Genomic DNA, 19,287 nt, shown 5'->3' with positions numbered 1-19,287 from the left:
ACACTTCTTCTTTATGCGTTATCAAATCGAGAGAACAGCCCCGACCAATTCTCCTTTGCCGATTGCCAACTCATACATTTTTTTAGATTTGCAGAGGCGATATAACTGCTGTAGTCTGTCTTCTGAGTTAATACCTGAATTAAAATATCAAAAAGTTCTTCATAGCTATTAAATCTAAGATATTTAATGCCAAATTCCTTATACTCCGGATAATCAAGCCACGCAGCATTAACAAGAACCGCACCAGCATATAATGCCTCAAGTACACTTGCGGATAAGCTATCTGTTGTTTGAGCATTTATGAAAAAATTAATACCACTCCACATTTCAGCCATGGCATCATTATCCATGAAATGTGTCGGAAGATTATATTTTATGCCTGTTCTATCAAGCTTCAATTTAACCTCCTCAATATATTCTTGAGTTGCTGCGTACGTCATTGGTACAACTAACTTTATCTCTTTTTTTAAGTCACTTGGTATTTTATCAAAAATGTTAATAACATCAATGTGATTATGCTCCCGGACTCCACTATATCCAATGCAAAAGCAATTATTTGATAATGCAGGATGTTTATCATTCTTGTAATTGTCTAAACTTTCAAATGCAGATATGCCAAATCTAATAATCTCGAATTCTGTATCAAGCGGATACTTATTCTTCATAGCCTCAGCAAGTGTGCTACTGCCAACAACTATATAATCTGGATCAGGAATAAGCGCGCGATTAATCCATAGCTGTAACTTATTTTTTCTTAACAGATCACTTCCGGTATAATACAATATAATCTTGCTGTTTGAAGACCTAATTTTTTTACATATCCGTAAATCTCTATAGTTTACAAACATATTTATAATGACATCGTACGTATCCCAATGATTTCTATTTACAATACGAGAAGAACTGCTTATCACCCGCAAAAACGGAATTCGCCCTATTATCCCCCTTGCTTTGACCTCTTTATTTATCGTTATGCTATTTCCAAGATAAAAATCTTTATACTTACAGTTTTGTACATTTCCCAACACAGTAATGCTATGACCGAGAGGAAGAAGTACATATTCAATATATTCTTTTACCCATTTGGAATTAATATTTCCAAGTACTAAAGCCTTCATATTTGCTCCTTCTTTTCTTTCGTTCTAAAAACATAAATTAAATACGATGTGCTAATAAATCCTGACACGATTACCGTAATAAGTGTTGCTAAAGCCGCTCCAATCGACTCCCATGCGCGAATCATAAATACGTTAAGTATAGTGTTCATTGCACTAGCAAATATCGAAACTAATAAATTAAATTTCAGCTTTCTTTGTGTTATTAATAGATTCCCAGCTATTGATCGAAAAGTTGCCGAAAAAAAGTAGCTACAGCTAAGAATTCTGAAAGGCACTAAAGCATCAAGATACTGTTTTCCAAAAAACAACACAATTATTGGTTTGGCAAAAGCTACCATGAAAACTGATACTGCAAGATTAAACAATCCCCAGAAAAGCATTATATGCCTGTAATTTTTGAGAAGCCATTCTTTATTATCCTTGTTTCTTGCAAAATAAGGATACAAAAATACCATTACCGCTTGTGGAATAAACTGAAGAGCAGTTGGAATATTGGTGGCAATCTTATATGAAGCAATTACCTCACTATCTATTACAAAATAGCCTAGAACAAAAATATCCAAAAGATACATCAATTTGCTCAGCCCATTATTGACCATAGAAATTGAAGCAATTGAAAATAGATTTTTTCTTGTTTCGTGTGGAAGCGAACAATTAGAAAAATTAATTCCCACACCAAACTTTTTTGACGTTATAACTATAGAAACAATGTGTGCAGTATAGGCTGCCAGAACCAAGCCAGGTGATTTCAATAAATAAGCCAAAGCACAAGACAGTATGAATATCAATATACTGTTAAGCGTATTTATTGTTGAATACTCTACATTTCTTGTGTTAATACGTAAATATGTAAGTTGTAATTCATTTACCAAGACTACGATGGGCAACCCAGCCATTAGTGCAAATAAATTGCCTGCACCTTCGAAATGTATAGGAATAAACAAACCAACAATAATAATAAGTACCGCAAGAAAAATATTGACGACTAAACCAAACCTCAAACTAAAGCGATACAGACGCTCTTTTTCTGAATCATTCGTTGTTTCACTACCCAGTTGCAAAAATGCAGACATTATCCCCATTCCACTAAGAATCAGGAAGAAGGAATAGAGATTATGCGCATAAGAATATACTCCATACTCTGGCTTGCTTACAATGCGTACAATAACCCATGTACTAGCAAACCCAATTATTTTATTAATAGTGCTTGATCCAAAAATATGAAAGAAGCCTTTTTCCTTCAGTCTGGTCAATAGTTTAAAAAGCATCTTCATTATATTATTCATTTTTCCCACTCTTCATTCTTTTATAAAAGTCTAACCCTGTTACCAATATTATTCACATATGAGAACATAAGTAGCCATAAAGGCAAACTACTGAAACTATGTAGCATCAATTGGAAATTATTACAAAAAACTCCCATAGCGACCATGGTCACAATACTTATTATTGCGTAAACCTGCGCCAAATCGCTAATTGAATATATTTTTCGTTCAAACCACCCCAGCAATTTGACATTTAAAATAACAAATACCGGTTCAAGAATCCAACATAATACATCCCCGACATATAAAGCAGCGAGACTATGGTTTGGAATTATATAAGCCAGCCCGCGAATTGAAGAAACATACAGTTCAACAGAACTGAGATTACTGGAAACAGAATTTAATATAAATCTTAAAAATGGGAGTGTTGAAAAAGGGTCAAAACTCTTCACTACATCCTTTGCAAAAGTCATAAACGACATAGATTCACGCATTACATCATAATTCATATGCGCATTAGCTATAATTGATGGACCTGTAGTATAAAGCTCTGCCATCTTAGAATAATCAGAAATATTTACTGATGAAAAAGAAGAGCCTGCCTCGTAGCGCAGTGTGCCCTCCATAAATACAAAGGCCACCAATACTACTCCTCCTACCCCAAAAATAACTCCAAGCATCTTTTTACTTTTCGGAAAAGCATAGCTTAACACAAAAAAAGTCGCAATCACTAAAACAGCTAAATCAGTACGTTCTCTATACTCAAAGAGCATTGTATTCATAATACCTAATGCAAGCGCGATAATAACTGGAATACTCTTTTGAGAAGTCCTGTCATAAAGATATTTCATTCCTGAGATTAAAACTAAAAACAGCGCCGTTTTTACGATATTAAACGCCATCATATCGTATCCATACACACTTTCATGATTGTCAACTCTATAAAACCATGTGGAGAGATGTGAAAAAATATTATCAATATGCCCTCTCATGACCACAAGACCTATCAACAAAACTACAAACCCAAAACCAGACCATGATAGATGAAAAGTAATAGAGTCGGGGTCGTACTGATTATTAATTATAGCTTGTTCTTTTTTTCTAAGATGCTTTGGCCAGACAAATTTTATAACAATCATCGTAATTAGTAATTCAAATACTTCAACAATCACTGCATAAAAATAGTCGCTATCATTTGCATGGATTGTTGAAACAGTAGATTGACTAACGACAATCAGTACAGGAGATACAATATATCTAACAAATGCAGAACCGTATAATATAATTAATCCAAAACTGTTCCTACAATAAGAATACTCCTGATAGAAGAATAATATTGTGACTGCAAAAACTAGGGGAAGTAAAAATAGCAACGACAAACCGCTATTTGGAACTTGACTGACCCCTATATAAATTGAAACTATAAAACACAATGAAGCTAGCAGTAATGCTCTAGGTGGAACCTTCGTTACTTCCATTTTCTCCCTCACAGAACCAGAATAATATATATAATTTAATTATTCCAATATAGTACTAATAACGTGCAATGAATTCATTTCGGTAAATGGCATCCACTGCTCATCTGACCCCATAATTTGTTTTATACAGGTTACTATATCTTCTGAATTATTTTTGCACGTATAATAACGATTAAATGAACAAATGAAATCATGCATTTCATCGGTGTGGTCGCCATCCTCAATCACTAGAATGGGTCTATTATATGCCGCATAGTGATATAGCTTTCCAGGTATTTGCGTACCATTTTTGTTTAAAATGCACACGAAAAGATCAGTTATATCTTCGAAATCACTAATGTCACCTCGAGGATAAACTTCAATATTATTCGTATTCTTCAATGATAGGTCAGAGTTGCCTACAATCTTTAAATCTATCAATTCTTTCATATTCTTACCCGCATCATATAAAGGAACTATGTTTCTGATATTGGATGGATATGCACCATAATACCCCACTGTATATTTTCCACTTCTTGCGGGAAGGATTCTCTCTTCCAAATAAGCTGTAGGAGTAAAAATCATCTTTTCTCTTAGCTTCGGATATAGCCTCTGCTCTTCTCTTAAGGTAAACGGGGAAGTATATACTATCTTATCCGCTATGCCAAGAAATCTTTTCTCTATGTTTTTATATACAAACGCCGGATAGATTGATTTAAGTGTTATATCTCCATACAGTGGATCACCCCAGTACTCTATAAGCTTATTACATTTTAGTCCCTGTTTGATTAGTTTTTGTGCTGCAATATGTGTCGTTTTCGGATCTGATACTGCAAGCACATATTCATACTCACGCTGTGGCAGAATATCAATCTTTATTTTCTTAGCAATTGACGTTGAATAGTCAAACACTGAAAAAGTATGATACAGCTTGCGAAGAAAATTCACAATTTTTTGCTTTAGACTATTGTTGGAATAGGCTACAAGAGAACTATATGTTCTGTTCGGATTAGCATAAATAACATTCACCCTGTCCATAAAGTCATATTCTTTTTCACTCAAAACATGCGATGCGCTTGCCTGAAGCGTAAGCAGATCTACTTTGAACCCTTTCTCCACAAGTCCCTTCACTGCCGCTAAAGCCCTCATCATAGATGAGTTTAATCCCCTGACTGGGGAAAGCTTAATCACAAGGACACGATTATTGTTTACCATTTTCAATTCCTTATCTTTCTTATACTATATTTTCTAGTTCCTTCATTGTAGCAAAACTACTTTGGCTTTCCTTGTATTCTTTACATTTATTAACAAATATAAGCCGATACTGCGAATCATCTTTCATGCGACGCATAACTTGTATTAAATCATTTTTGTCCTCGTGCGATACCGAAACCCCAACGCCATATTGCTCAACTAGTTCTGATACATAGGTCCCTTTTGCTACAATTATCGGAAGCTCACAAATAATCGATTCATACAACTTATTAGGCAATGCTATTCTAACATTTGGATTGTCGGCATCATAAACTGAGAATACGCAATCTACCTTTCCATACAATTCAGCAATCTCAGTGTCATAATTATATTTTCCAGTGAAAATAATATTCTCTCTTCCTTCACAGTATTCTCGTATCTCATCGTATTCAGAAGATGTACCACCTGCCCCGGCAAATAGAACGCTAAATCCAACTTCATCTGCCACATCAACAAGCATCTTCATCTGCTTGAGATATCTTATCCCACCTATAAAACCAATTGTAAATGCACCGCCTTCTTTTTTCTTATAGTTGCTAAAGACCTCTGTATCAGGAGCATTAGGTATAAATAGCATTTTCTCTTCCGGTATCATATTTTTATAGTGCATGTCATAAAATTTGGGTGACGTAACTACTAGATAGTCTACATTCTCGAACGCCGTCTTTTCTTTTTTCAGAAGAGCATTCGTAATTATCCTATCAATTGTTTTTTTCGGTTTTACAATATAGTTTTCCCTCAGATCAGCGACTTCAAATATTATTTTGACGTTATGATCTCTTTTATATTTTCCTGCGATTATCAGTGAATCCAAACCTTCAGCATATATGACATTAGGCATTATTTCTTTTAGTTTATCAAGTGCCTTCTTCTGGAAATCCTGAGATACTACATACCGTTTTATTATATGTTTTGCACTTGGCAAATCAATGTCAAAAATAATATGTTCGACATCCTGGATCGGTTCCCAAATATTCTGACTTGATCTTCTTGTACAGATTACTTTTGTTTCACCAACATGCTTAAAAACGGCAATACGCTTATTTATTCTGGGATTAGGAATATGCGTTAGTAAAAAGCAGGTACGCATTGCCCTCACCTCGTTTAGCATTAATTCAATTACTGGATAAAGCGCTTCATAGGAACAATCATCAAGCCGCATAACACAAACCTCCTCTCGTATTCAAAAAAGGTTTTCGTATGCCATCTGCAAATATAAAATGTATGTCTCTTACAAAAAAACTATGTAGAAGACTTACCCCCCCCCCGGAAAGATATATTCTTCAACAAGTCCCATACAGATACATCAATTCTTCTAATGACCTTTGCCGGGACACCTGCCACTATGCAATTATCCTCTACATCTTTGTTTACTACTGAATTTGTACCTACTATAACATTGTTTCCAATGTGGATATTTCCAATGATTCTAGCGCCCGCAGAAATATATACATCGTTTCCAATACTCGGAAAATCTTCTGGATCGAGAGATCGACCAATCGTGGAATTCTGTCCAATTATTACTCTGTCTCCTATTTTTGCTCTACTGTGAATGACACAGCCTATCCCACCATATGCAAACTTGGATTCCTTGCCAATCTCAGCCGTATATGGCACAACACTGTTAAATAAAAGAAAGGATATTCCTTTGATTATTTTTGGAAGGACAGGAATGTGATGCACATACATCCATCTCCCAGTACGATATAGTCCAATAGCATTCATAATAACCCTCCACCTATAGCATGTCCTTGTACAAAATATTCATATATCTCCTGCACAGAATTATTTTAATTTATTATGTTATTTTTATTCCTGTATTTCTCCGCACCCACGCTTATCCGATTGTTTGAACATGATTTTTAGCGGAGATGCCGGAGAATAAACTTTGTTAAATGTGGTACACGCCGGGGAAATCGATAATGTTATGGCAATCCAAAATAACCTTGTCCTTTAACTTCTCAACATTCTCTTTGATTTCATTATGCTTAACCATAATAACGACAATGTCACAGGCATCCAGGAACTCATCTAAGCTGTGATACTGATTCGCAACAACATCCTTTTCAATGAAGGGGTCATATACCTTCAAACCGGGTGCTAGGTGGCACTCCTGACTCTCAAGTAACTGAAGTGTGGGGGATTCCCGCATATCATCCACATTTTCTTTATATGTAAGGCCGTACAAGCCTACACGGGTAATGTCTGTCAGTCCAGTCTCCTTCATAATCTCGTAAATCCGGTTAAGCACGAAGTCCGGCATTCCATCGTTAGTTTTCATAGACTCATCAATAACCTTGGCCAGAGAGGGATAATCACCCACAAGAAACCACGGATCAACTGAGATGCAATGTCCACCCACACCAGGACCGGGCTGAAGGATGTTTACACGCGGATGCATATTACAAATTCTGATAATTTCATACACATCCATATTGTCATGGCGACAAATTTTAGCAAGCTCATTTGCAAAAGCAATATTAACTGCACGGAAGGTATTCTCCACAACTTTCGTCATCTCAGCCGTCTTGATGTCCGTGACTACGATATCACCCTGACAGAAGGAAGCATACAACTCCTTCACTTTTTCACCGATAGTTTTATTATCAGCTCCGATTGTGCGGTTGTTGTGCAGAAGCTCATAAACCATGTTCCCTGGGATGATACGCTCTGGCGCATGAACAAGGTTTAAATCCTCGCCAATCCTAAATCCGTTTTCTTCAATTACCGGACGAACGAACTTCTCAATCGTTCCAGGGGAAACCGTAGACTCGATAACCACAGTAGCTCCCTTCGGGCAAACCTTCATAACATCCTTCACGGCAGCGACTACATAGCATGCATCAACCTTTTTGCTGAACTTATTGTAGGGTGTTGGGACAGATATGATGTAGGTATCCGTTACCTGGTATTCTGTGGTGAACTTAATACCAGCCTTTACTGCGGCATCGAAAAGATTCTCCAACCCTTTTTCTTTAAAGGTTGTATGACCGGCATTCAAGGTTGCGACAAGCTCCTTGTTATAGTCCGTACCGACCACTTCAACGCCGTGTGATGCCATCATAAGGGCAGTAGGAAGTCCAATGTAGCCAAGTCCAATTACGTTAATCATTTTTTACTCTCCTTTACAATTGCAATTGTTGTTTTATTTTTTACTCCTGCCTGTCCTGTGATAGACAAGCAATTTGTGCTATCTTTTCTGAGATAATAGAGGCTTCTCTGACCTGTATCTAGAGCTATCTGACCAGTACTGCTGATCTCACACAGTACCTTACCGCCGTTTAATAATCTAGCCTTTTCATCAACCAGAATGATTTCACATGGTGTGTGGAATAATATTTTATAGTTCTTATCAACTAGGTCCGAAATCTCATACGATGCACCGACCTGTTTGATTTCTCTTATGTGCTTATAGCCATTAGCAGATATCATCATTCCTTCAAAGCACGAATCTCCACACGTTTTCAGCTTGCTTCTACACCAATCATAAATCAAAAATGAACCTTTTGAATTCATCTGCGAAACACTGTCTACTACAGCTGTATTGTGGCTTTCATTCTTTACTAGCTTTCGGCCTTCTTCGCTTGCATAAGAATAAGTTCCCCCATCGCATAGGACATTTACCCCTCCTACCCACAGGTCAAGGTGTAGCTGATCCATATGTGCCGGCCTAGATGTGTAGTCATTCAAAACTACCATCGCCCAGGAATCTTGTCCTCTTATCGTGAATAATCCGGCATTGACAAACTGCGATGAGACCTTATCTGCCTTTAAGGTTGCAAAATCATGAATATTCTTCCCTCCTGCAAACCATAGAAGTTCTTCCTGATGTTTATCTGCGTCATACAATTGCTCCCCTGTGATAAGAGTATAAGCTGTATTGATGACTGGTCTAAAATCTCGGTAGCCACAGGATGTAACAGGAAACACAAGAGCTCCATCATTATTTCCGTAGTTTGGAACATCCCAGCTTTCGTCCTGACACTGATACATCAAATAAGCGGCGTTCTTGATCTTATCTTTGCTATGGGAATTGATGTCTTTATCGGTCTTCCTTGCGATACTTAAAACACACTCTAGATCTTGAAGCGCAAGGCGTTGGTAGTTAAATGAAAACTGTCTATAGCCTCCATCATCTGTAAACTGCTCGTCTATAACTTCATCCAGCAACTTGTATGCCTTGCTCAACTGCCTATCAGCACCGCAACACCAGGCGCCGACAATCATACCCATAAGTTCTGATATTGTGTGGTTATTCTTTATGCATTTATATGCATAGAAAAAATTGCTCAATACTTTCCGATAGCAACGATCCACAAGATCCTTCACATTACTAACATCCTCATCCGTCGTCATTCCTTTATCATGAAATACCGTATAGGCAAGCAACGTATTTACCATGCGAAGAGAACATTCCTGGCTGCATTTAAAATTTGCGCCATAACTATACGAATTCTTTTTCAGCCATTCCTTAAGCTGTGAGGTAAATGCTTTGTAATATTTTTCGTCTTCAGTGAGTAAATAGGCTCTGGCAAGCGTGATGAAATACGAAAAGCGTGACGCTTCCCATATGACCTTGATATCTCCCCGTTCTTTATCGAAATCAGGGATCTTATACCATTTTTTCTTTTCATCACATTGTTTCCCAGTCAGTGGACTTAGCTGCCAATCAATAGGATTGCCATAGTTGAGCTCAATCGATGAAAATCCTGTAATGATACCTTCACACGCTTTATCGGCCGCCTCTACAAGTTTCCTCTTATCCTCTTCATTAAGCCCTTGAATGTATTTCTGGATGGCTTGAATATCTATTTCAAATAAATCCAACCTCCTAGGATAAGGTGTCTTTTTCTCAAATAGCTTATCAATGGGAGGTGCTATTCCCATCGTTTTTAGCTTCAGACTATAGAGGCTTCTGTTGACTGCCCACCCTGCACCATATTCACTTATGACTGCTTTAATCATTCTTATGCTTAGCATCAAACCACGCTCTCTATTACCTTAATCAGCTTTTCGGTTAGGACACTGAAGTCAAAATCATTAGCGCCTTCCCTGGCATTTGATCCAATTTCATCCCGTTCTTCTTTACTCATATCGTGTAACCTCATAATCTGTTCTGCCAGAGCCACCGGTGTATCCTCATCCAATTCAACACCACAGTTATATTTCTTTATAATTGAATAGCCCATATGAACCGTTGAAATAATGGGCTTTCCGCTCGCCATATATTCGAAAAGCTTATTGGAACTATTTCCTCTTGTCCAGTTGTACTGGTTCTGTGCATAATTCAACATATTTATGGAAGATTTGCTAAGAATATAAGGAACATACTGGCGATTCACAAAGCCCTTCATTATTACATTATCAAGCTTCTCGTTATTCACTCGTTCCTGTAACTCCGCAAACTGTTCGCCATCGCCATAAATCAAGAACTGGATATCATCATATCCGCCCTTTTCTTTCAGTATTTTAGCCGCATCTAATAGATTTCCAACATTGTTGACTGGGCGAATGGTACCTACATAAGTTACATTGAATTTTGATTCATCTTTTAAATCTGGATTGGCTAACTGCATTGTTCTGCACCGTTCCTCACATGCGGCAATGTCAACGCCATTATTGATGTAATAACATTTTCCAAGGTCAATATCTCCGCCTTGTCCTGTCGTCCATTTTTTTTCTTTTAGGTAGTCCGTATCACCTTCTTTGGTGAAGATAAGCGCATTGGCCTTTTTATAAATCCAATGCTCACCTTTAGTCAGAGCCCTTCCCAAAAAACTCTTCTCGGTTGTTTTGCCAAAACTAAAGATTGCCTCAGGCCACAAGTCTCTGATCTCACAGATGCAGGGTATCTTCATTCTTTTTGCAATCTGGATACCTGCCACCATTGTGAGGGGATGCACCGATGATGCAAGAATCACATCCGGCTTTCCATATTTTGCGGCATACGCTTTTGTTGCCGGAAACAGGTTCTTATAGAACAATCCCATATTCTCTATTCGCTTGATCCCGTTTCCTTGTGCCGGTATCGTCTTTACAAACACAAAAGGAATACCATCTGTTTCCCTAACTACAAGTTTCCGATTTCCAGTACTAAGGAGTTCTTCTCCATTTACCAGGGTTGTGGAGCAGAAAACCGTTACATTATACCCTCGTTCTCTTAGTTGCTGAGCGAACCAATAATGGCGACCCGCTTTATCACGGAACATATTTGAAGCATAATGGTTCATTAACCAAACTTTCAAACTACCAACTCTCATCTTTCCTGTATCCTCTTTGCCGGAACCCCAACATAAGTCCCAGCATCATCTATATCCTTAACCACCACGGCACCTGCACCAATCATGCAATTACCACAGATGTTTACGTTATTGCTTACAACTGCCCCGGCTCCGATCCATGTACTTTTTCCGACATGAACCGTTCCAGACAAGTGCGCACCTACCGAAACATGGACGTAATCTTCAATTACATTGTCATGGTCTACTGTTGCGCCTGTGTTTATGATGCAGCCGTTTCCAATTCTGCTGTCGGGATTGATAACCGCTCCTGCCATAACAACGGAACCGTTGTCTATGGAAACGGTATCGGCGAGCACAGCATCTGGATGGATCAATGTGATGATATTCAGCTGCATTCTTTTCAGCTTTCCCAGAACTTTCTCTCTTGTATTCGGATTCCCGATCGCCACGAAAAAATCACAGTCTCTATATCTCGCCATATCAGAAGACTTACCAACTACTGGAAAGCCCATGCAGGATTTCACAGTTTCGTCATCATCCAGAAAAGCAATATCTATGTATCCACAGTGTGCTGCAATATCGGCCACAACTTTCCCATGACCGCTTGCTCCGATAATTATCAATCTATTCATACAGAATCCCCCACGGATGCATCCGTTTTATCCTCTGCCGTCCCTTTGAAACACTCCATCGTAGCTGCGGTCTCAGAATTGATTCCTTCCCGCTTCAAAACTGTCTTCACAGTCTGTAATATGATTTTCCAGTCACCCAGAAAGCGCACATGGTCAACGTAATATATATCCTTATCAAACTTATCTTCCCAAGTAATGCTATTGCGTCCGTGAACCTGTGCGTATCCGGTAAATCCGGGACGGACCTCATGCCTCCTGGCCTGATGCTTGTTATAGAGCGGAAGATACTGGACAAGCAGCGGTCTCGGCCCTACCACAGCCATGTCGCCTTTTAGCATATTGATCAGTTCAGGCAACTCATCGAGGGATGTGCTCGCAGCCCTTTTCCAAATTTCGTAAGCCTCACCTCGTCTGGCAGCAGATTTCCATTCTCATCTCGTTCGTCCGTCATGGTTCGGAATTTATACAACTTAAATATCTTCCCGTTGAGTCCTGGGCGCTCCTGTATGAATAACACTGGTGACCCAAGCTTTACGCGGACAAATAGGGCAGTCACAAGCATTACAGGTGAGAGAACGATGATCGCCAGCAGCGCACAGCAAAAGTCCTGTGGACGCTTTATGTATTTCTCATAGAAGCCTTTATTATGGGGGATCTGATGTTCATCCGATTTCCCAAATTCCTTCACTTCCTTCTTCTTTTTCATATATCTTCCAATTTGGTATCCGATCATACCGGCAACAGCTCCCACTGCCACAAATACCTTTATTTTTTTCTTGTCCACCATTCACACCCAGTCAATCATATATATCACTCAAAACAACTATGGATAATCTCAATTATCTTCGCCTGCTGCTCTTCGCTCATCTTGTTATCACTCGGCAGGCACAACCCTCTACGGAAGATATCCATACCTACGTCCTGTGCTTTTCCTTTATCTATGTAAGCATTACTTTGACCCCGGCCATTTCCTTCAACAGTAACAAACGCATGAGTCCGATAAATCGGTTGTGCGTGCATAGGCTTCCATATTGGGCGTCCTTCTGCGTTAATCAAAGTTATCGCTTCGAGAATCTCTGTCGGGCAGGACTTTCCTTTTTCAGGAATATACAGAGCTTTCTGATCATCCCTGACCTGTCGGCACATTGCGCTTTCGTCAATAATCATGCAGCTCAGCCAGAAGTTAGGAATGGATTTTTTTGCATCATAGGGATTCATCTTCACCGGAAGATCTTTCAGCCCTTCTCTGTACTTTTCATAGATAACCTTCTTCTGATTAATGTGTTCCTGTAGATATGGCAGTTGACCACGGACAACACCGGCAATCACATTGCTCATGCGGTAGTTGTACCCAATCTCTTCATGCTGATACCAAGGAGCGGCTTCACGGGATTGGGTGCTCCATTTTCTGACTTTATCTGCATCCTCTTTCGAATCAGTCAGGAACATGCCTCCGCTGGATCCGGTAATAATTTTATTTCCATTGAAAGAGATGCAGTTGTAATCGCCCAAAGCCCCTGTCTCCTTCCACTCGCCATGGTAGAGGTATTTTGCCCCCAAGCTCTCTGCGGCATCCTCTACAATCAAAGCCCCATGCCTATCGCAGATTCTCTTGATTTCATCTATCTTTCCCGGCGTACCATACAGATGAGCCAGCACAACCAGTCTGGCCTCCGGATAGATTTCAAACGCCTTTTCCAGTGCTGCCGGATCCATATTCCAGGTATCATACTCCGTATCAATGAAAACAGCCTCTCCATCTTCATAGGCCACAGGGTTAATGCTGGCGTCAAACGTCATGTCTGAGCAAAGGATTTTATGAGACTTTAACGTACCTTCATATGGCCTTGCCTGACCATATATCTTCTCTCCCGCCAGCTTTGTAGCCAGATGAAGAGCAGCAGTTCCGGCGCTTAAGGCAACGGCATATTTTACGCCAATGTATTCAGCCACCTGAACTTCAATTTCATTTATGTTCTTACCAACCGTACTCATCCAGTTAGTTTCATATGCCTCTCGCATGTATTCCAGCTCTGGGCCGTGCATTGTCGGAGACGACAACCACACTTTTGACCCAAAAGGTTTGAATTTATTGTTTTCACTAAACATTGTTTTCTCCCTTATACAGAAATATTTCGTTTAAACTCTACTCATAGCCACTATTTTGCTGTCTGTAGTTTCCGGCTTCACTTCATGTCTGTCAGAAGACACAGCAACCTTCTCATTCACGGCAACCCGCCTGTTCACTTCACCCGGACTCCGGTATGTAGGAATTACCATTTTTAATGCGGCCCGGACAACCTCATCATCATCGGAATCACAGGCAGCCCGTAGGTCATCTAGCTTCCTGTCAATCTCTTCTTCACTGTACGGTTTGTCGCGCTCAATGAAGATTAGGCTGTTTTCCGTCCTGTCCAGTTCTTCTGTTTTGACCAACAATTCTTCATACAACTTCTCGCCCGGTCTTAAGCCTGTTTCAACAATCTCCACGTCACCGGCTCCGGATAGACGGATCATACTTTCCACCAGGTCGAGGATTTTCACAGGCTGGCCCATGTCAAGCACAAACAGTTCCCCGTTTTCCGCCATCGCCCCTGACTCCAGCACCAGCTGCGACGCTTCCGGGATTGTCATGAAATAACGGATGATTTGCTTGTCCGTAATCGTCACAGGACCGCCGTTCGCAATCTGCTTCTTAAAAAGGTAGGCATCAAACACTCTTGCAGTCCCTGCTCTGTTCGTAATAGAGACGAGCTCAATCCTGACATCCAGTGTGTTCTTGCTGTCGGCACAGCTCTGAGCCGATGGAACCACCGCCGCCAGTAATCAAAATGATTTTATCCCGGTAATATGCACTCGTTTTCTCATCTTCTAAAACCACAGGCTTCCGAAACAGTAGCTCCTCAATATCGAACTCTCTCATCCGCCGTTTCCCGATCTCCGGCTGGAACATCGGATAGTCATACACCTTGACCTTGTACCCAACGCCCCGGTAATAGTCATAAAGCCGTTTCCTGTCTGCATCCGAGAGACTCGGAATCGCAAAGACGATTTCCTGTACCTCGTAATCCTTTAGATGTTCCAGCGTGGCTTCGTCCTCCATGAGTACCGGAACGCCATGGATACTTCTGCCCACCTTCTCCTGCTTGATATCTATAAAACAGCGGAGGACATAGGCTGCCGACGCATTATTCAATAATTCTTCTGCAAAGCTCGCGCCCACACGCCCCGCGCCAATAATCGCGATCTTAATCTTTCTACGTTCACTGTCTATTTCCGGCTTCACACTCCCACCTGTGAGGATATGCAACAGCAAGTTGAGCGCTCTCCCCAGTGTCGTCCGGCTATTCCCGCACTTATATGCATAGCAGTAGACCATGCCGGATTGCTAATGCACCTAACAGGTTCATGCAGGCAATGGAAATGAGACGGGCGAAGGTGATACGCTCCATCGGCAGCAGTATTTCCAGTATTAAGTTGGGTATAAAGGCAATCCCATCGGTGACAAGCAGCCTGATATAGCACTGGATGCCGCCGTACCGCCATATCTGCTGATAAATTCCACCTGTGAATCTGGCAATGAACACGCATAAAAAAGATAGCACTGCCTGTGCAAGCCTGCCTGTCGTTGATAGTGCGTTGTTGCCCTGATAAAGTCACAGCAACAATATCTGAACAAAAAGGAAAATTAAAACATCATAAGCAAACAGCTACCATCGTATATTAATCTTTCTCATCCTAAAGTACTCCTCATTATTTCTCTCAGGAGTATTATCGCCCCCCGAAGGGCAATCTCTGTATCTAAACCTGTCTTTTTGTCTTAGAAATCTATATAAATCTCTGCTAATCTATGTAATGCGCGGATGGTTATCCCGCTTTTTTTCTAGGTGATATGCTCTTTCCACAGGAATAAATATTTCTCTTCTTTTCTCCCCTGTTATTTGATTTACAAAAAGAAAGCAGGAGCTATTCTGAATAACGACAATTAGTCCACTTCATCCCAAAGGATATGAGTGAACTAAGTCTTTCCTCCTTATTGAATTTTCTACTCTGTATTGTGGGTCAATCCAAGAGTATCCAAGAAGCCATCTTAACCTCTCCGGGTACTCGAATTAACCTCAAATCCCCTATTATACAGTTATCACCTCATCACCGGGACTTACGCCAAGAATTCTTAGATTCAGTTCTTCTGCAGCCGTAGCAGAATTTAAGCACACAACATGATTGGAATACCTCTTACCGTTCTCTTCTGTATTGCAGTCCACATCTGTTCTTCCAGTCTCGATATACGCAGCCAGACGGCACTCCAGCAGCTTGGTCCGGGGTCCAGTTGTAATCCAGCCGGACCGTAATGCTTCTGTCACTTCAGCAATTTCCAACTCTGTAATATCTGGTGGACTAAATGAAATAATTCGCTTTTCCATGTTTTCTCTTTCCTTTATCAAAGCATTTTCCACAATGCTGCGTTGATAGTTGCTTCATTTTACTATGCCAATGACCTGATAACACATTAGGAACATGTTTCTAGAATGCCAATATCACCTACTGCGTACATCCAGTTTGTCTCATAACCTCAGTTATATATTTCAACTCTTCTCCATGCATCGTCAGGCTGGCTAAACAAACTTTAGACCCGAATGGTTTTAAGTCTTCTTTTCTTGTAAACATGATTTTTATGTTCCTCTTTTCTTCCCCTATAACTTCTTAAATAAGAATCCTCTCAAACTCTCCCAAAAGCTTCAACTGAATTTTTTGTCATATGCTTAAACACCCAAGACGAAGTTCCACCGCTCTTCACTCCGGTATGCCCGACAACAAAAAAACATAGCTTCGCCACCCGCACATCTCTCATCTCATCAAGACCCACGCTCCCAATTGCTCAGCTATGTTCCGATTCCAGCCCCGTGCGGTAAACCAGCTACAGACCCATCATCTTACTTTTCAGTTCCTCTATATCAATCTCGGTCCCGTCTTCCAGCCTATCCTTCGACGACACCAACCTATCATCATTTTCCCGCGAGGCCTCTCTTCCTGCTTCCTCCACCTTTCCGGTTTCCTCAGCCCTTTCACCTTGCGTTCCCTCACGTCCCTGTTCCTTCTTCCGTACTTCTGCTTCATCTAAAATCGTAAGCCCCACCAGCACCTTCTGCTTCCGGAACTCCACATCCAGACAAGCCATCTTATCATGCCTGTCCACCTTGCAGATCCGTTCCTGAAAATACCCAAGCGGTCCGTCCGTCACTACGGCCTTCCCCTTTTTCTTCCCGGTCAGCGGTACATATCCATAGGACATCCTTGCTACGCCATCTTCATCCAGCAGATGTTCAAAGAACGTGGTCTCACCCGCATGCATCGCGGCAGTCCCGTCCTCCTTCAATTGCTTAATGACTCCCCACAACCACCCTTTCCGGGATTCCAGAAACTCATCAAACTCCTTCTGTTCCAGCTCGGATCTCACGAACACATACCCGGGAAACATCGGTTTTACCGCAATCCCCTTAGAGTCACGCCGATAGTATTCCATCATCGGCAGAAACGCGTGAATCCCTTCATTTTGAAGCATCGTACAAATCTGGCTCTGCTTCTCGACCTGAACGAACAAAATGTACCAATTCTTTCCTGTCACTTCTACTCCCACTTACTCAGGATCTCCTTCAACACGAATTCCAAACAGCACATCCTCCCTGCGATTGAACAACTCCACCTCCGCCGTCACATACCGGTGCCGGAGCCTCTGTCTGCGAATCCGGCCCACATACTCCTTTAACGCACCCTCAGCATTTCTCACCTGGCCGTCTGCATCAATCTCAACTGTCGAGAGCCCCATATCATGCTCCAGCTCTCTACCACAGATACTCTGCAGAAACCGCAGATCCTCCTGCTCCACTGCCACAAGCTCTTCCCTTCCACTTTCAACAAGCTGCGGAAATTCCCTGGACCTCCGTAACATTTCTCTCAGTTTCCCGGAACATTCTGTCTTGATAAACACATAACCCGGAAACATCTTCTTACGGCTGACCAGGTATTCTCCTTTCACACGGAACAACTGCTGCTTCCACAGAATCTGGCATTTCATCCATAAATGATAGTCTATCTTCCTGTTTAAAAGAGAAACCGCATCCTCTTCCTTGCCCGGAATCGTGCGCATTACATACCATTTATCAGTCATTTAGTCTTCTCCGTAATCTCAAGTCCGACCTGCACAAGACCATTCTCCGCCAGCATCGGCATTTTCAGAAAGGCAGTCCTTTTATGGCGGTCAATTCTGGTGATCAGGTTCTCCCGCCCCGCAAGCGGTCCTTCGGTTATCAGTGTCTCTCCACTGCGGATCACGCCTCTTGACATAGCCACATGATGCTGTCCGCCGCAGAACATTTTCAGGAACTTCTGCTCCTCAGGGAACACCTCCCGCAGAGAATTTGCGTTCCATCCTTCCTCAGTCATCCGCAGATAACATTCCCGCGCCTTCTGAATACTCTGAATTTCATCGCTCTCCAGAAAAATACAGCCAGGAAACAGGTTGTTCTTTTCATAATGCCAGTCTCCCAGATAACGCCTCATGCAATCATACGTAAAGATAAAAGCGTCCGACAAAATTTTTCCATCCACGCTTTCTTTATATTTCTGCAAGACCACCTCTTCACTTTTTGGGGGACAATGAAGCAAATACCACATAAAAAATCCTCCAATATTTCTTAGAATAGTTAGCTCTATGAAAATGGCGGAATTTGACACATCACATTGTGATTTTTTAAAAAGATTTTTAATGATAAAGCATATTTCAGGTCGAATAAAGGCGAATAGTTGGACGTATAAATACAAAGAATGTAAAAAGTAACACCTGATTTCTCAAAATTTTCTGGTTCAGAATTGTACAATAACCATATTAAAGGCAGAAAATGGGTAGAAATGCAGAAAGTGGTGAAAAAATGTTGTTTACATTTCGGGATATTAATAGTATAATACATGTGTTTGTAAATGATTGATGTCATAGAGCTAACTACTCTTCGAAAATCAACCTCCCAAATCCCCTCTATTCGCAATTAATTTCCCCAAAAATCCACCACATAATCTATAAATCCTCTTGACAAGGAAGAATATACCATTTAAGATATATATCAGATGTCAGGATAAATGTCCATTTTACGTTTATCCAGTTATATTGAAGATGAATATTAAGAAAGGAGGCAGAGCAATGAAGTATAACGCATATTACAGCATTTTTGATAACACAAAAGCAACATCGACGATTCTTCAGACAGTCTGCCTCGCAGGAATAGATTACCGGCGCATGTAACATGACGCCACTTGGTCTACTC

At 40.7% G+C, this 19,287-nt stretch carries 16 protein-coding genes and 2 pseudogenes; all 18 read right to left on the bottom strand.

The features are described 5' to 3' along the window. Nucleotides 1-11: 11 nt before the first annotated feature. A complete protein-coding gene (locus tag ABXS75_07225) occupies nt 12-1,118 on the bottom strand; it encodes a hypothetical protein (GenBank protein ID XCP86578.1) in 1,107 nt (368 codons plus the stop codon). Next, entirely contained in the window at nt 1,115-2,404 is a 1,290-nt protein-coding gene (locus ABXS75_07220) for an oligosaccharide flippase family protein (GenBank protein XCP86577.1), read from the bottom strand. The genes ABXS75_07225 and ABXS75_07220 overlap by 4 nt, the downstream gene beginning before the upstream one ends. A 20-nt stretch (nt 2,405-2,424) precedes the next feature. Continuing rightward, nucleotides 2,425-3,861, bottom strand: coding sequence for a hypothetical protein (locus ABXS75_07215; GenBank protein XCP86576.1), 1,437 nt, complete (start codon nt 3,859-3,861; stop codon nt 2,425-2,427). Nucleotides 3,862-3,900: 39 nt separating this feature from the next. Continuing rightward, nucleotides 3,901-5,055, bottom strand: coding sequence for a hypothetical protein (locus ABXS75_07210; GenBank protein ID XCP86575.1), 1,155 nt, complete (start codon nt 5,053-5,055; stop codon nt 3,901-3,903). Between the two features lie 19 nt (nt 5,056-5,074). Then, nucleotides 5,075-6,256 (bottom strand): glycosyltransferase, encoded by a 1,182-nt coding sequence (locus ABXS75_07205; protein ID XCP86574.1) that lies wholly within the window; start codon nt 6,254-6,256, stop codon nt 5,075-5,077. Nucleotides 6,257-6,336: 80 nt separating this feature from the next. Then, nucleotides 6,337-6,819 carry a serine acetyltransferase gene (locus ABXS75_07200; GenBank protein XCP86573.1) on the bottom strand — a complete coding sequence of 161 codons (483 nt, stop codon included), beginning with the start codon at nt 6,817-6,819 and terminating at the stop codon, nt 6,337-6,339. A gap of 166 nt (nt 6,820-6,985) precedes the next feature. Next, complete coding sequence (locus ABXS75_07195) at nt 6,986-8,206, bottom strand: nucleotide sugar dehydrogenase (GenBank protein XCP86572.1); 1,221 nt, start codon at nt 8,204-8,206, stop codon at nt 6,986-6,988. Continuing rightward, complete coding sequence (locus tag ABXS75_07190; protein XCP86571.1) at nt 8,203-10,074, bottom strand: heparinase II/III family protein; 1,872 nt, start codon at nt 10,072-10,074, stop codon at nt 8,203-8,205. Before ABXS75_07190 ends, ABXS75_07195 begins: the two co-directional genes overlap by 4 nt. Continuing rightward, a complete protein-coding gene (locus ABXS75_07185) occupies nt 10,074-11,354 on the bottom strand; it encodes a glycosyltransferase family 4 protein (GenBank protein ID XCP86570.1) in 1,281 nt (426 codons plus the stop codon). Before ABXS75_07185 ends, ABXS75_07190 begins: the two co-directional genes overlap by 1 nt. Further along, nucleotides 11,351-11,968, bottom strand: a complete 618-nt coding sequence (locus ABXS75_07180; GenBank protein XCP86569.1) for an acetyltransferase — start codon at nt 11,966-11,968, stop codon at nt 11,351-11,353. The genes ABXS75_07185 and ABXS75_07180 overlap by 4 nt, the downstream gene beginning before the upstream one ends. Beyond that, nucleotides 11,965-12,674, bottom strand: a pseudogene (locus tag ABXS75_07175) (sugar transferase). The gene ABXS75_07180 and the pseudogene ABXS75_07175 overlap by 4 nt, the downstream one beginning before the upstream one ends. Nucleotides 12,675-12,778: 104 nt before the next feature. Next, the gene (locus ABXS75_07170) at nt 12,779-14,077 is read right to left on the bottom strand and encodes a DegT/DnrJ/EryC1/StrS family aminotransferase (GenBank protein ID XCP86568.1); all 1,299 of its coding nucleotides are present in this window, start codon (nt 14,075-14,077) and stop codon (nt 12,779-12,781) included. A gap of 30 nt (nt 14,078-14,107) precedes the next feature. Next, nucleotides 14,108-14,686 carry a polysaccharide biosynthesis protein gene (locus ABXS75_07165; GenBank protein XCP86567.1) on the bottom strand — a complete coding sequence of 193 codons (579 nt, stop codon included), beginning with the start codon at nt 14,684-14,686 and terminating at the stop codon, nt 14,108-14,110. A 37-nt stretch (nt 14,687-14,723) separates the two neighbouring features. Next, the gene (locus ABXS75_07160; protein XCP86566.1) at nt 14,724-15,254 is read right to left on the bottom strand and encodes a hypothetical protein; all 531 of its coding nucleotides are present in this window, start codon (nt 15,252-15,254) and stop codon (nt 14,724-14,726) included. An 850-nt stretch (nt 15,255-16,104) separates the two neighbouring features. Then, a pseudogene (locus ABXS75_07155) lies at nt 16,105-16,392 on the bottom strand (DegT/DnrJ/EryC1/StrS family aminotransferase). A 494-nt stretch (nt 16,393-16,886) separates the two neighbouring features. Further along, nucleotides 16,887-17,606, bottom strand: a complete 720-nt coding sequence (locus tag ABXS75_07150; GenBank protein XCP86565.1) for a transcription termination/antitermination NusG family protein — start codon at nt 17,604-17,606, stop codon at nt 16,887-16,889. Beyond that, the gene (locus tag ABXS75_07145) at nt 17,607-18,137 is read right to left on the bottom strand and encodes a transcription termination/antitermination NusG family protein (protein XCP86564.1); all 531 of its coding nucleotides are present in this window, start codon (nt 18,135-18,137) and stop codon (nt 17,607-17,609) included. Next, the gene (locus ABXS75_07140; GenBank protein XCP86563.1) at nt 18,134-18,643 is read right to left on the bottom strand and encodes a transcription termination/antitermination NusG family protein; all 510 of its coding nucleotides are present in this window, start codon (nt 18,641-18,643) and stop codon (nt 18,134-18,136) included. Before ABXS75_07140 ends, ABXS75_07145 begins: the two co-directional genes overlap by 4 nt. Between the last annotated feature and the right edge of the window lie 644 nt (nt 18,644-19,287).

It is taken from the genome of Roseburia hominis (assembly GCA_040702975.1).
Lineage (GTDB): Bacteria > Bacillota > Clostridia > Lachnospirales > Lachnospiraceae > Allocoprococcus > Allocoprococcus hominis_A.
Note: the sequence above shows the minus strand (reverse complement) of the source record. Positions and strands in the feature narration are given on the sequence as shown.